Source organism: Paraburkholderia sp. GAS333, from assembly GCF_050435665.1.
Lineage (GTDB): Bacteria > Pseudomonadota > Gammaproteobacteria > Burkholderiales > Burkholderiaceae > Paraburkholderia > Paraburkholderia fungorum_A.
Genome location: NZ_JBNDKS010000002.1, coordinates 445,564 through 459,924, shown reverse-complemented (window position 1 = coordinate 459,924; position 14,361 = coordinate 445,564). Strand labels below are relative to the sequence as shown.

The 14,361-nt window shown below is 63.6% G+C and carries 10 protein-coding genes; 5 read left to right on the top strand and 5 right to left on the bottom strand.

Annotated features, from left to right (window positions below; genetic code table 11):
• The first annotated feature begins 106 nt into the window (after nucleotides 1-106).
• Complete coding sequence (locus ABH945_RS11240; protein ID WP_429250591.1) at nucleotides 107-934, top strand: hypothetical protein; 828 nt, start codon at nucleotides 107-109, stop codon at nucleotides 932-934.
• A gap of 71 nt (nucleotides 935-1,005) precedes the next feature.
• A complete protein-coding gene (locus tag ABH945_RS11235; protein ID WP_429250590.1) occupies nucleotides 1,006-2,319 on the top strand; it encodes a hypothetical protein in 1,314 nt (437 codons plus the stop codon).
• Nucleotides 2,320-2,376: 57 nt separating this feature from the next.
• Here the strand turns inward: ABH945_RS11235 and ABH945_RS11230 are convergent, their stop codons facing one another.
• From ABH945_RS11230 to ABH945_RS11220, 3 genes are all read right to left on the bottom strand, one after another.
• Nucleotides 2,377-7,479, bottom strand: coding sequence for an AAA family ATPase (locus ABH945_RS11230; RefSeq protein ID WP_429250589.1), 5,103 nt, complete (start codon nucleotides 7,477-7,479; stop codon nucleotides 2,377-2,379).
• A gap of 96 nt (nucleotides 7,480-7,575) precedes the next feature.
• On the bottom strand, nucleotides 7,576-10,164 hold the full coding sequence (locus tag ABH945_RS11225) for a type IV secretory system conjugative DNA transfer family protein (protein WP_406867797.1): 2,589 nt from the start codon (nucleotides 10,162-10,164) through the stop codon (nucleotides 7,576-7,578).
• Nucleotides 10,161-10,493, bottom strand: coding sequence for a hypothetical protein (locus tag ABH945_RS11220; protein ID WP_234774562.1), 333 nt, complete (start codon nucleotides 10,491-10,493; stop codon nucleotides 10,161-10,163). The genes ABH945_RS11225 and ABH945_RS11220 overlap by 4 nt, the downstream gene beginning before the upstream one ends.
• A 981-nt stretch (nucleotides 10,494-11,474) precedes the next feature.
• Between ABH945_RS11220 and ABH945_RS11215 the strand changes: the two genes are divergently transcribed.
• The 3 genes from ABH945_RS11215 to ABH945_RS11205 are packed head-to-tail and all read left to right on the top strand — an operon-like array spanning nucleotide 11,475 to nucleotide 12,699.
• Nucleotides 11,475-11,921, top strand: a complete 447-nt coding sequence (locus ABH945_RS11215; RefSeq protein ID WP_234774561.1) for a hypothetical protein — start codon at nucleotides 11,475-11,477, stop codon at nucleotides 11,919-11,921.
• On the top strand, nucleotides 11,918-12,247 hold the full coding sequence (locus ABH945_RS11210; protein ID WP_406867796.1) for a hypothetical protein: 330 nt from the start codon (nucleotides 11,918-11,920) through the stop codon (nucleotides 12,245-12,247). Before ABH945_RS11215 ends, ABH945_RS11210 begins: the two co-directional genes overlap by 4 nt.
• Entirely contained in the window at nucleotides 12,244-12,699 is a 456-nt protein-coding gene (locus tag ABH945_RS11205; protein WP_234774559.1) for a hypothetical protein, read from the top strand. The genes ABH945_RS11210 and ABH945_RS11205 overlap by 4 nt, the downstream gene beginning before the upstream one ends.
• A 15-nt stretch (nucleotides 12,700-12,714) precedes the next feature.
• Here ABH945_RS11205 and ABH945_RS11200 read toward each other — a convergent pair whose 3' ends face one another.
• The gene (locus ABH945_RS11200; protein ID WP_429250588.1) at nucleotides 12,715-13,701 is read right to left on the bottom strand and encodes a hypothetical protein; all 987 of its coding nucleotides are present in this window, start codon (nucleotides 13,699-13,701) and stop codon (nucleotides 12,715-12,717) included.
• A 152-nt stretch (nucleotides 13,702-13,853) separates the two neighbouring features.
• Nucleotides 13,854-14,354 (bottom strand): DUF4365 domain-containing protein, encoded by a 501-nt coding sequence (locus tag ABH945_RS11195; RefSeq protein ID WP_301234474.1) that lies wholly within the window; start codon nucleotides 14,352-14,354, stop codon nucleotides 13,854-13,856.
• Nucleotides 14,355-14,361 lie beyond the last annotated feature (7 nt).

The window sequence follows — 14,361 nt, the reverse complement described above, 5'->3', positions numbered from 1 at the left end:
TACCCTCTTCCATTCGATATTTCAAGTATTATCGAAACGACGCTGTTTTGCACGGAACAGCGTCTGTGCTATGGTCGCCGTCGGAATAAGAAGAGACCACCGCACCATGGGCCAACAACAAGACCTCTACGACCGCTGGAAACGGGCGAAAACGCAACTCAACGACCTGTTCAAGAAGCCCGAAAACACCCTCATCGTCCACTACTCGTGCGAGAGTTTTTACGACCAGACCAAGGCCGACTCGCCGCGCGTCACGTCGATCGCGGTGCGGAACCTGCAATCGGGCCAGACCCATTCGTTCTCCATTCATTTTGCCGCCGAGCGCGCCCACGCCCTGGACCAGATCGAAAACCGGTACGACGAGTTCGAAAAGGCAATGCTGAACGATTTCTTTGCGTTCGCCCGCGATCATCAGTTTCACACGTGGCTGCACTGGAACATGCGCGATATGAACTACGGCTTTCCGGCGCTGGAACACCGGGCCGCCGTGCTGGGATCGCAAAGTTTCCACATTGACGAGAAGCAACTGGTGGACTTGTCCCGCGTGCTCATCGCGATCTACGGCAACAAGTACACCGGGCATCCCCGCATCCAGTCGTTGATGGAGAAAAACCACATCACGCCGCGCGATTTCATGGTCGGGCAGAGCGAGGCCGATGCGTTCGAGCAAAAGCGGTTTCTGGACATGCACCGCTCAACGCTGTCGAAGGTCGACGTGTTCGCCAACTTTGCCGAGCGGGCGCACAGCGGAACGCTGAAAACCAACGCCACCTGGTTCGAGCGCAACGGGCGCTCGCTCAAGGCCGGCGTCGAAAAGGTCCGTGAGCATTGGTTTTGGGGCGCCGTGATCGCCGTGGCCTTCGGCGCGTGGAACTACCACGAGCAAATCATCCAGGTTTGGCACTGGGGGGCGAAGTTGTTGGGGCATGGCTGACCAGTGAACCCCGCTCCGGCGGCCAGTGCGACTGCCGAGCGTGCTACATTCCCCCGACAAAACAACGGGGGATGAACGTGCGAAGTTTCAACAGCGTGGTGGACGAGGCACGGCTGGTCGTCAGCCCAGCAGAAACGGTGGTCCGGTACCTAGAGGACCGCGGCGCGCAAGTCGCAAAGCAGCCGTTCAGCGAGACGGCCGACGAGCAGTTCGAGCAGGCGTTGCTGGATCGGCACGATCCGCTCATAGACCTTGCCCTTGCACGCTGGTGCTGCCACCTTCCGACGGGCCGAGCCCTGCGTGCTGCCCATCGTGGCGACAGCACGCATGACCTCGCCATCCGGCTGTCCCTTCTCTCGAACGTCACTGCAGGTGCAAGTTTTATGAGCAACGGGCCGACGGCGTTCTTCGGCGACAGCCCTATGGACTGGTTCCCCGCCGCGACGGACGAGGAACTGACCGCCTTCTTCAAAAATCCGTCCCTGAACAACCAGTTTTTTGAAGCGTTTTTCAACGGTGGTCCATCCTGGACGTGCCTCTCCGAGCCCCAGCGTTTGACGGCACTGCGAGCCCTGACGAGCAACCCGCGCATGAGCACGCCGTACGACCAGTCGTTCGCCGACGGTTACGCCGAGTTCTCGCACAACAAAGTGTTCGAGGCCGCCTGGAAAATGGCGGGGAGCGTGCCGAACACCAAGGCGTGGGCCTTCACGCTCGGGTGGCTGTTCGATGTGTTGCTCCCCATCGGCCACGGCATCGACGATCCGCTGGTCTTGGCCGCCCGTTGGGCGCCCGACGATGACGAAGGCATCAAACACGGATCGCTTTCGCCGTTCCAGAACGTCCGCAAGGGTCTGGCCCGTCTCGCTCTGGCAAAAAACAGCAAGCGGGTCGATGAGTTCCTGGCAAGCGACGATCCTGCGCTGCGTGCTGCGGTGTACGCGTCCCGTTCGTTGAGCGCGGATCAAATCGCCGCGGCCGTCGCGCGTGACGGCGCCATGGGGTTTGGCGAGATGGTGCGCAACGAACAGTTGTGGCGTGGGCACGAGCATCGGGACGCGCTGCGCGAGGCGTCGTGGGCGGTCGTCAACGCCGATCCGCACTCCGACCTGTTGCCGCACAACCTGTTCACGGGGATGTGGGATCGCATGGAGCGCGAGCACCCATCATGGTTCAGTGATGTTGTGACCAGCGATCCCGATGATCTGGATGTGCCAGCCACTCGGGGCGACGTGCATCGCGTGCTCGAAACCTTGGCGGGTTCGAACACCGGCGTCGGACTTCAGCAGGTCGGCGCGGCCATCCAGGCGCTGAACAAGCGCCTCGGGTGGGTGTGGTGGTTCTCGCTGGGCGCATTGCTCGCTACGGTGGGCCACCGGTTGTAACCGGCCACGATGGTCGCACCGGGAACGGGGCCGAACGGCCCCTGATGTGTCGACATGTCAGATGTCGATGCCGCCGCGTTTGATCTTCGAACCATTCCCAGTCGTGGCCGTCTCAACGGCCCGTTTCGGCCGCGCTTCGCGCTCCCGCTGGCGCACTGCCTCACGGTCCGCGACGATCTTGGCGGCCAGTGCCTTGGCTGCTTCTTCGGTCCAGCGGGCCGCCTCGGCCGCGCGCTTCGCCTGCAACTCTGTTCGCTGCCGCTGGCCGTTCTGCTCGACCTGCTGCTCCCGGTCGATCGACGCGCCCCGCGCCTGACCGGTCCGGTCCTGCACACGGCCGGCTTTCTCCAAAGCATCGGCCGTCTGGCGTTGCGCTGCTTCAATCTTGCCGTTGAAATCGAGCAGGTCCCGGGTCTTGCCGATCACCGTGGCCTGCCGGCCGGCGGCCAGTGCATCACGGGCCTTTTCGGGCGAGTCTTTCGCGCTCACCAGGGCAAACACGGCCTGATGCTCCCCAGTTGCGACTTGTGAGAACGTGGCGGCGTACGCGTGCGTCATACGGGCGAGGCCGCTCTGATCGGCCGTGAGCCAACGTTCGTGATCGTTTGGGTTCGGGCTCTGGACCAGCAGCGTCGCGGTGGCCCCACCCTCCGGTGTGCGCGCAACGCTCTTGACCTCGAACGTCGCCGCGGCCGGATCGTGCAACGGCGTGGTCAGTTTTAGCGCTTTGGCACCGGCCGCGGCTCGCAGTTGAAGACGGTCACCGCCCGCAACGGCAAGGGTCGGGGTGTTGCCCGTCACCGGCTCGCCTGGCCGGCGAGGGACCGGCACGGTCACGTCCGTCGGGTCAAGCAGTTTGGCCTCACGGAGCGCATCGCGAACCGCACGGTTGGCCTGGTGAACACCGGTTACGCTGGCCGCCGCCACGATCTTGTCGCTGGCCGCGCTGTCGACGTAGGCTTTGCCCAACGACTGCATCGCGTCGGGCGTGCGCTCCGCGTGTTGCACGACCACGCCGTCGGGCAAGCCCAACGATTTCAGCGCGGTGCTGGTCCGTTCGCCAAGGTCAGCGCGATGGGCCAGTGCGGTCTTGACCGTTTCACCGGTGGCCTGGAACGCCTTGCCAGTGCCGTGTACCGACACGCCATCGCTCACGGCGTGCACCTTGCGCAACACGTCCATGTCGGCCTGGCCGTATTCGCTCGCCAGCACCTGCACCGCTTTGCCGATCGCCAGAGGTTCCGCGCGGAACAACGGCACCGCGTGCGCGTGGTCGACACCGGCCCCCGGCTTCAGAACGATTTCGCGTCCGTGGTCCGGGTGCTCGGGCGTGGCGCCGATCGCGACCGCCCGGATTTCCGCGTCGTCGCCACCCCTCACGCTGCGTACGTCGAGTCGCACGCCCGCTGGATCGGTCAGGTCGTACGACACCTTCGCGGTGCGCGGGTCGTTGAACGACAGTTTGTCACCGACGGCCACGTCCAGCGTGGCCGCCTTCCCAGGGTTCGCAACCTCGGGGAACGTGTGCGGTGCCGCGCTCCACGTCGCACGTGGGTGCGTCTCCACGAGGCCGGTCTTACGGTTCATAACCTCAACCATCACGTCCTCGACCTTTTTCAGTTCGATGGTCCGGCCTGGCTCGACGCCACCGCGCTCGATCGCTTCGGGTACGTCCACGCCCATGACGGTGTACTCCCGGCCGCTGCGCGAACGGATCACCGCGCACGGGCTCATCGCGCTGTCGGGATCGTCCGGGTTGACCGGCCGTTCGCCCACGCTCACCAGCGTGCCGCGGAAGTAACGGTTGTCCGGGCCGTCTTTGGGCTTGACGTTCTGAACGTCGTCCTTGAACGCGGCCGGCTCGGCCCGACCATGGCTCACCGGGAACGCCACGTCGTCCCCGCTTAATCTGCCCACATCGCGCAACGCCTGTCGGATCGCGTCGTTCATCACCCGCGAGTCGCCCGGGCTGGCCGTCACGGTCACGCCCTCGCGGTGCTGTTCGACGCGTTGAACGTGCTCGGCGGCCATCGCCTGCAGCACGTCGCGGCGGCGGTCGTGAACCGTCGCTCGCACGGGCACGTTGAACGCGCCGAACGTCGCCTCGGCGTTCGTCGCCACGGCCTGGCGCTCGACCGCAACGGTCGCATCGACCGCGGCCCGCCGTTCCCGGCCGCCCTCGGTCAGCGTCGCCCGGTCCTTCGCCATCGTTTCGTACAGGCCCTTGTCGAGCGTTTTAGCGATGCCGTCGGTCAATGACTCGATGTCGTCCTTGCTGCCGACGATGGTCATGAAATCCTTGTGCCGCGTCAGCGCCGGCACGATTCCGTGGCTCTCCGTCAGACCGGCGGCGAAGACGTACGCCACCTGTTTCGACTGGCCTTGCGCCGCGAAGTTTGAACCGCAGTATGCGAGTTGCAGGCGGTCGTAGTGCTCGGTGTTGAACGTGACGATGCGCCGGCCACCGGACTGGTCGGGGTCTTTGTCCTGGGGCAGGTCCGTGAACAGTTCGGCGGTGATCGTCAGCGACCCGTTCGCCTCCTGCGTCAGGTCGCGGACGATGGCTTTCGTGCCGTTGAGCACGCCCATCGTCGAGGTGTAGTACTTCCGGATTTCACCGTCCCGCTCCCGCTCCAGACTCTCGATCGCCTTCGCGTCGAGGCCGGCCCGCCGCGCGTCGCCGATCGTGCGGGCGTGGTAGTCCATCCGCCTGTCGAACTTGGCCTTGTCCTCGGCGGTGTGCTGGTACGGGTGGTCCTTCGCGTTCTTGCCGACCTTCATGGCTTTTTTGTTGAACCGGATCAGGTCGCCGACGGCCACCGTCAACGGCGTGGTCTGGCCTCGATGGTTGACGGACTTGACCGTGTGGTCGGGGCCGATCAGTTCACCACGCTCCCGGCGGAACAACCGGATGTCACGCTGGATCGCGTCGGCGGTGCGGTTGTCGACCGCCAGTGCGATGCGCTCGTGCAAAGGCACCTCGATTTTTGCGTTCTTGCCGGTTTCGTTGAGCGGGCCGCGGCCCTCGACGTACGCCCGGGCGATGGCCTCGATTTCCCGTTTCCGGCCACCTTTGACCTCTTCGATCATCCCCTCTGCCCGCAACGCCTTGACCGCTTCGGCTCCCTTGCGGGCGTACAGCAAGTTGGAAATGGCCTTGCCCTGCCGCAGTTCCTTGCCCTTGCTCTGGCCGGTGGTCTGCAGGACCGTGTTACCGTCAGCGTCGCGCACGACCGAACCGCCGCGCTGCCGGTTGATATCGTGCAGCGAGGCGAGCGGTGCGCCGCCGTTGATCGCTGCGGCCATCGCGCTGCCGGCGCCCATGCCCTGGATCTGGTCGCGATCGCCCATGAATACCAGCCGCCCGCCGTTCGCATCGCAGAACGCTTGCAGTTTTCGGCCGGTGGGTACGTCGATCATGCCGGCCTCATCGACCAAGATGCAGAACCGGCCTTTGGACAGGTCGATCGTGCCATTGTCCACCCGGGAAAGGAACGACGCGATCGACGAACCGGACGCGCCGGACTCGGCTTCGAGCATGTAAGCCGCGGCGTTGCCCTGCGCCAGACCAAAGACGGTCCAGCCCTCGGCTTTCATCATGTCCGTGGCGCACCCGATGCTGAACGTCTTGCCCGTGCCCGCCCTTCCTTCGATCGCCATGGTTCCGGAACCGGCCGCGATCGTGCGCACGACGTTTTTCTGTTCGTCGCTCATGGTGATCGTGATGGGCTTTCCCTCTTTAGCGCTGACCTCGGCGCTTTTCTTTGCCTCGAACGCGGCGATGGCGTCGTCGACGTTGGCGGTGAGCGCCATGGCCTGCTCTTTCGATCGGTCACCCGCGCTGCGAATCAACGTGCTCTCCTGCTCGACGTACCACGGTGAACTGTACGTCGCCAGGCCCGCTTGCGGCGCGCACTCGAACTGCCGCAGGTTGTTGCGGGTCATGAAGTCGTCGACGACGCGTTCCTGCGCGTCGGCCATCGTCGGAAACAACGGCCCTAACTCTTTAGCGAGTTCGCCCAGCAGGGTGACGCGGGTGAACGCCACGCCGTTTTTGTTGTGCAAGTTTTCGATGATCGTAGCGTCGTCGCGCGCCCCGAGCCCGATGTGATCCGCCTGCTTCGTCAGGTCAGCCCCGGCAACCATGTGGCCGTCGGCCACAAGTTTGCCGATCAGCGTGTCCCACACACCGCCCGGCATCGTCAGTTCGGTGTAGCTCGGTTCCGTGTCCTTGCTCTTGCGTGCCATCTTCAGGGCTTCGCCCAGCGACCCACCGTGCTTCTCGACCAGAGCCAGTGCTTCCTCACGACGTTCGCTCGTGAGCTTGATCGCCTTTTCACCGATGCCCACGATGCGGTAGTCGATCTGGCCGGTTTCACGGCCGTCGCTGTCCAGTTCGATGACTTTCTCGAACTTGAACCCCAGTTCAGCCAGGCGTGATGCGGTGACGGCTTTGCTCACCATGTCGGCAGCGTACGCCAGATTGCGGTTGTACAGGCTGCCGTCGTTCAGCGCCTGCACGTCGCCGCCGGCCAGCGCCATGTTCATGAGCAGCACGTGCTTGTGGCCGTTTGGCATGTATTCGCCGGACTCGCCGGCCCGCGCCGACCAATGCTGAAACGTGGCGTAAAGCAGCCCGTCGGTCGCGAGTTTGGTTTCACCGCCTTTCCCGCCGCGGCTGTCGAGGTATCGGCGGATAAGGTCCATGCCCGCGTCGACGCCGGCATCGGTGGCCGCGAGTATCTTGGCCCGCATGGGTTCGGCGCTGGCCGCGTAGGTCAGGCTCACCGTCTTATCGAAGCTGAACACGATCGCGTGACCGGCTTTGTGGCACTTCTCGATCACCGGCTCGCCGCTCTTGTTGAGCACCGGGTTGCCGTCTTTGTCGAGCTTCGGACGGTCGACCAGCACTCCCGCGTTCTTGCAGTCGCTGAAGCCGTCCCCAACGAAGCCTGCGGCGTGGAAACGAAGCACGGCCGCGTCGACCGGTTGATCGGTCAGGCCCAGCGCGTCGGCCAAGCCCCCTTTCCAGGCGGACATGGATTGTTCCGTCCCGTCGAGCAAGTATCCCTGCTCCTGCCCCTCCATCGGGTATTCGAGCATGTTCGTGCCGTTTGCGGTGTGGCCGTGCCCGTCGACCATCGGTTCCATCACTACCATGACTGCCTCCTGCATGCGTTGGTGCCAACGCTTTACTGTCTCGTACGCTGGCCGAATGTCAAACGCGCCGTACTTATATAGGTACAGCGCGTTCGTTCACCGGATGTAAAGCACCTTCTTGCCGACCGGCTTGCCGTCCTTGTCAAGTTTCACGGGCGGTTGCGGTCCGCTGCCGCTCATCGCCTCGATCAACGCCTTACCGACCTCCACCGCGGGTGCGATGCCGCCCAGGCCAACGGCGTGTAGGCCCATCTCGATGCCCAGGTCCTCCATCACGCCCGCGAGCGGATCGTCCTCGTCGATTTCGACTTCGCCCCTGTCGTTGATCTTCGTCTTGTGGGCAGCGGGCTTGTGGTCCGCATGGTCGTGGCGCTCCGCCGGCTTGCCGTCGTCGATGGGGACCATCACCACGTCACGGGAACGGTATGGCGTTTCACCGTCCGGGCTGGCATCGCTGGATAGGCCCGGCGGCGGTTCGTCGTCGAACGTCGGTTCGATGCCGTCCGGCTGGTCGTCGAGGGCCGCCCGCTCGTCGAACGCGGCGGGTGTCTGCGCGTTTTCCGGGTTTTGCGCTGTCGCGACTGCAACGCCCGGTTCCCCGGCCGGCGGCTGCGGCTCATCGACCGGAGCGCCGCCTACGGCTGCGACGACGGGCGGCTTGTCGGCGAAATCTTTCGTCCAGTCGGCGGGGACGAAGCCCTCGCGATTGGCCTGCCGCTTCATGGCACCGGTGTCGATGATCGGCCAGTCCAGGCGATAGATGTGCGGGCCTACGCCCGCGAGCAGTGCGCGGATCGCCGAGCCGTTCGGCCACTTCTGCCAGCGCTCGCGCACCTCCGGCCCTTGCTTGCCGATCAGCGAGTCGGCCGTCAACTGGATGGGCGACACCAGCGAACGGGTTTCCGTGTGCGCGCCCACGCTGACGGTGGGATGACCACCGCCCACGCTGCCCGATTGCGTGGTGGTGATCGTTGCGATGCGGTTCTTGCCCAGCGTCTCGGCGGCTTTCGCCGGGCCGTCGGTGCCGGCCCGCATCTTCGCGTAGAACCGAATGGACGGCATCGTCAGCAGCGTTTTGGCACCGTGCTGGCCGTAGGTCTGCTCGAGCTGGCTTTCGTCCTGGAACATCAAAATGGGCACGCACCCGCGGTCGCGAGCGACGGCCATCAGTTCGCCAAAGTCCGCCGCGGGTAACGTTGGAAACTCGTCGACAACGACGAACAGATGACGTCCGTGCTCGTTCCCGTCGAGGTCGTGCACGATCGAACGGATGGCGGTGTCGAACAGCATGGTGATCCAGGCGCGCAGGTCTTTGTCCTTCGTGCCGTGGATGAACACCTGTTTGGGTCCGGTGTAATCGTCCTGCACCCATTTCCTGACGCTGAACTTAACCGCCTTCTTGCCAGGTCGGCCCCACGCACGCGACAACTTGAAAATCACCATCACCGCCACGTTCAAGGCCGCTTTGATGTTGTTGACCGTCGTGCTGTCGTCACCGCCCTGAAGGTTCTGTTTCGCCATGGCGAAGGCCATGTCGTACGACTGGCGTGCCACCGGGTCGTGCTTGTCCAGCAGGGCGAGCATGTCGTCAACCGGCAGGCTCAGCACGTTCGCCATTTCGTAGAAACCCCATTTGTGCCCGTGATCGGCATAGAGCGACTGGACGCATCCGATGAACAGTTGCTTGGCGCCCCGGTCGAAGAACGGCTGCTTTTCGTTTTCTTTGATCAGGGCTGCGGCCATCGCCGCCACCGCGACGGGGTCGGCCATGTCGGCGGCGATGTCCCACACCATGCTCCGCTTGTCCTCCGGGTTCAGGATCGCCGGACGACCGTAAATGCGTGTGAACTCTTTCTTGATGTCGTACAGCAACGCCTTGTGGCCGCCTTCGGGTGCCAGGTGCGCGTAGGGGCCTTCGCCAACGATCTGGCTGATGAGCGTATTTGCCATCTGCGTCTTGCCGCTTCCCGGTGCACCGCTCATCAAAACCCCTGCGGCGAAATAATCCTTGGACGCCATGGGCAGGTCAGGGTGGAACTTGATGAAGTTCGGGGCTCGTCGGGTTTTCCGGTACGTGCGCCACGCGCTCGGCCACCGGCCGGTGAGCGCGTCACCCTTCGCGGCCGCCCATGCGGCTTTGTGACTGGACGAGGCGAGCAGGCGGGCCGTGAGATCGCTCACGGCCTGACGGCCCTTGAGGAACCGCGCGCCGCTGGCATGTTGCGCGTGGTATTGCGGGGCGAGCATCGCGCGGAACGTCACGAACCAGAGAGCAATGCTGGCCGCGGTCGGCACCAGGCACCGAACGCTCATGGCGACGGGATACGTCTGCATCAGTCCGAGGAACTGGTCGGCTTCGGAGTCGAACAGGGTCGGTCCCGGGTGGGGCACGAGCGCGTTGATCGCGGCCGGGATCAGGTGAGCCGCGCTTTCAAAATAGAGCTTCATGACGTACCCGAACATCGCCCGGTCCCACATCGTTGCGCGGTCGAGCATGTGGCCTGCGAACCAAATCACGAGCGCGATGCCGAAAAACGCCGCGGCACCCGCGACGGCGGACCCGCGCAGGGCTTGCGAGAAATAGATGACTCCGCGTGTTGACGAGGTACCGGGCGGCAGCACTGAAAACGGCGGCAGGAAATAGGGTTTTTCGTCCTCCAGGTTCTGGTCGAGTGACGTGGTCATGCGGCACCTCCATCGGTCATCGACAACGACAGATGTTCGACGCGGTGCCCCTCGATGTCGATGTGCAATGTGCCGATTTTTTTCGCGACGGTCATGAACCGCTCGTCTTCTTTTGCGGCCATGTCGGCGTGAAACGCGGCGTGCTGGGCCGCGACGGTGCGGTGAAAAACGGCGAGTTCCCTCTGCACGGTAGCGGCCACGGACTGGCCGGCGAGGCGGTCGAGCACGGCCTGACGGCACCACTCGGTGACGGTCACGTTGTCGTGCCGGGCGAGGGTCTTGATCTGCGCCAGATCGGCCGGATCAAGACGAACGGTTTGCTTTTCCATGGCGCGCTCCTGGCGTCAAAAGGGTCCCCTTTAGCTTCTCAAAAGCCAAGGGCGAGTCAAGCCGCTCCGAAATATTAGGAATGCATAAAAATGAGCGGCTCGCGGCTCCGCTTCATCGGCAAGGCGTTGACCTGGTTTCACACGGCTTTAGAAGCGGCTCGGCCGCTGGAAAATGGGACCCGCTGCGATCCGCTGCAGACCCTTGCCAATCAAAGGGGCGCGGAGCGCACGGCGCGCCGCAGGCGCGAAACTGGGGCCCACCGCAGGTGCTGTATGTGCTGTGTGCCTTTCGGGTCTGACTTTCGAACTGGACACCGCTTTTGTGTCTAGTTCGGGTTTTTGTTTGTGTCGTGATCGCCCGGTTTTGCCTGGTCGCTGGTTCCGGGCTTTGTGTCGTGTTCGCTGGTCACGGTTTTGAGGGCTTTTTTTGACGGGGTGACTCTTCTGTCGTGTCATGTTCAACCTCGCTTTTTCATCCCCGTCCTTCATGCTTTCGTGTCGTGTTCATTGGCGTTCCCGTGTCGTGTTCTTGATCGGTACGCCTGCTTCACCGTGTCATGTTCGAACTGCCTGGCCGTGTCGTGTTCGCTCTGCTCGGCGTGTCATGTTCAAACCAGGGCCAGACGTTGGCCCGTGTCGTGTTCAAAACGATGCTGCACGCGATGGACGAGCCGCCGTTTTCATGGTCTGTGTCGTGTTCGTGCTGAACACTTTTGGCATTCGTCGTGCTGGACCGTTGCAAGCAACAGAGCGGGAAAAACAGGCTGGGATCGACGCGCACAAATATGTAAATACGTCGCTGGAAAAACTGCGAACGTAACGTGTTGCGTTTTACTGTGAGCGATGTATGTTGGTTGAAGCAGTCCGCGCAACGCACCGCGCTCAACATTTTCCAGGGCGTGCCAACGTGCACGCCAGACCGAGACGCCTCCGGCCAAACAACCGCGGGCGTTTTCTTGTTTACCGCCATTGAGGTCTGTCATGCGATCAAAGGTAGCCCTTTCCGACGCCGAACGTATGCGCAAGTCGCGCGCGAAGTTGGCCCCTGTGCGTGCGTCGCTCGGCGTGTTCATCCGCAAGTCGCTGCTCGACGACAGCCGCGCACGGCTGGCGTCCATCCGAACCACCGCGCGCGATGTGCTGAACGAGAACCCCACGATGTCGGCGAAAGACCGGGCCGCGTTGCAGACGCTGGCTCATGCGGGTCTGATGCACCTGGCCGGTGCCGCGCTCGAACTTCTCGCGCGGCAACACCCGGACAGACAAGCGGAGTTGATTCGGCAGTACATCGTGACGACAGCGAAGTTCGAGGCCGATGCGTTGACGGCCGTCGTTGCGACGGCGGAGCCGGTCGAAGCAACGGGGCCGGCCACGCTCGATGGGCTGGGTGCGTTCATCGCAACCGGCGACACCGGAGCCGTGGCATGAACACGACCGCGAACACCAGCACGGCGCGCGCGGCCCAATGCCGCGCCCGATGGAAAAGCCGGCGTCGACAGGTCGGTACGTCGCTCGTCAGAACGGTCTACGAAAGGGGGCAGGCTGCGCACGCCGAGTATGTCGCGTGGTCGCGGCGGACGGTTGATCTGCCCGCGTCGATCCGTGCGACCGCGCGGGCGGGCCTGAACGACTACATGGGGGCGGCGCTGCTGGCGTTCAACGCGCTGTCGCCACGTCAGCAGGCGAACAACATGCGGCAGTACATGATCCTTGCCGCGATCCCGCCGGCCAATGACGAACGGGAGTCAGCATGAAAGGACCGGCCCGTGATTTCCAGAAAAACATCCGGTTCAGCGCGGCGGAACTGGACCTGCTGAACAAAGCGGCCCAAGCCGCGAACCAGCCGCTTGCGGACTTCGTGCGCTGCGCCGCGATCGAGCGGGCGAAGGCCGAGGCGCAACGCGACGCGCTGCGTGACATGTTCGAGCGCTTGCTGCACGACCTCGGGGGCGATCTTGAGCGCGGTCTGTTGGACCGGCTCGGGACGGCAACGGACGTTGCCGTTGCCGACGTGCTGGCCGCGGTCGAAAAACGAAGCGCGGCGGTGTACGAGCGAGTCCTCGATCGTCACCAGGCAGCCACGGGCAACACCTTGGCCGTCGTTCGCGCTCGCCTTGATCGGGTCGACGCCCTGCTGACCGGTTTGACCAAGGGCTTAGGTGCGTTGGCCGCGCCCGTCGAGCCGACGGCACCCGTCCAATCGTGAAACCGGCTCACATGACTACAGCAACTCGCCGTTTTTGATGACTTTGAAGTTGCGCGGGTTGACCAGACGCGCGCCCCGCGACATGACGCGGACATCGCCGTGGCACTGGACCAACGTCTTTTCGCCGTGCGCAAGAACCGCCTGCTGGTACTCGTCTTTGTCGAGTTCGACAGCAACGTTTTTCGGTTGACCGTTCAACGTCACCGCGATCGTGACCGTGCCGGTCTCGTCGGCTAGGGGCCGGTCTAGTTTCTCGACGGAACCGGTGATTGTCCGGTCGTACAACGTATAGTCTTCGCGTTTGTAGTAGGCCGCGGCCTCCGCGACGCGTTCCACCTTGTCCCTGTCGAACACGAAGTTGATCGGCGAACTCGGCTCCAGGCCGCTGCTGGCCGGTGTGATCGTCACCTCGAAGCCGCGTTTCTGGTCTGCGCCGCTCAAACCCACGAGTGCATCGCACAGGTTTGCGCTGGCGCCATTGCTTACGGCTTCGTCGAGCACGATGGTGTTTCCACCGCTCGCGATCGTACCGATCGCATCGTCGAGCGCACGCAGCCCCGATGATAGGGTGGCGGTCACCAGGTGCGTCGTCGGCACGGATGGCAAACCCAGTTGCGGCGTTTGCTGGACCGGTACCGGCGCGATGATGTTGACGACGTAACTGCCGATTTCCGTCTGACCCAAGCGCAGCGATCGTAGGTATTCGTTCATCTCGTCGGACTTGCGCCCCGTGAACTGACGCCGTTTCGACGTGGACGCAAGTGCGGCTGCTTCCATCAGGTCGCGCGCCCGCTGGTTCAGCAGCACGCCGTCGTCGAGCGGGATCGTGCCGCCTTCAACGTCGAAGTGGAACACCCGAACGCGGACGCGATCCGAAAAATATCCGGCAACATCGCGAACGATGTCGAGGACCGGCCGCCCCTCGAAGTCGGCGATCGCCGTCACGGCGTCAACCAGCCTCCGACCAAAATCTTTTGCCCGCTGTTGCAGCGACGGCAGCAAAACTTCGGCGTCTTCCTGTTGAGGTTCCGGTCGGTGCCACACCGACGCCATCGCCCCGAGGTCCGCGTCTTTTCGCCAGCCACGCAGATCGAGGTAAGCGGCCAGTTGATCGGGCGTGATGTCGGCCAGGCGTTTGAGCAAGTCGTCGCGGCTCATAGCGCGCTCCCTCGATTGCTCGCCAGGGTCATCAAGTGCGTCAATGCCTCGGTGGTCAGGCGTTGGTTCAACGGAACGTCAATCGTCACCGTCGTGCTGTTTGCAGTGTCCGGCAGATCGCGCAGTGACACGTAGAAGCATGCGTTATGCATGCTCATGTGGTCTTGATGATGTTGGACCCAGTGCGCTGGCTCGTCGGACACAAGCAGTACGGCCAGGTAACGCGGGCAGATGACATCGTTGCCGCGCAAGTCGTCGTAGTTCTTGCGCGACAACGGAAAGCGGATCACCTCGCCGGTCACGAGGTCACGTGACGTGCATTTGAGTTGGAACTGGACCTTGGGGTTGCGAACCGGGCCTTTAAAGCCCCGTCCCGTAAGTTCCAGGTCAACACTGTCGTCGTCCACGTCGAGTTCCGACGGATTGAAGCCCGCTTGTGCGGCGATTGCTCGCACGTACGCCTTGTTGAACTGCTCTTTTTGTTTTCCGATGTCCATCGACCCC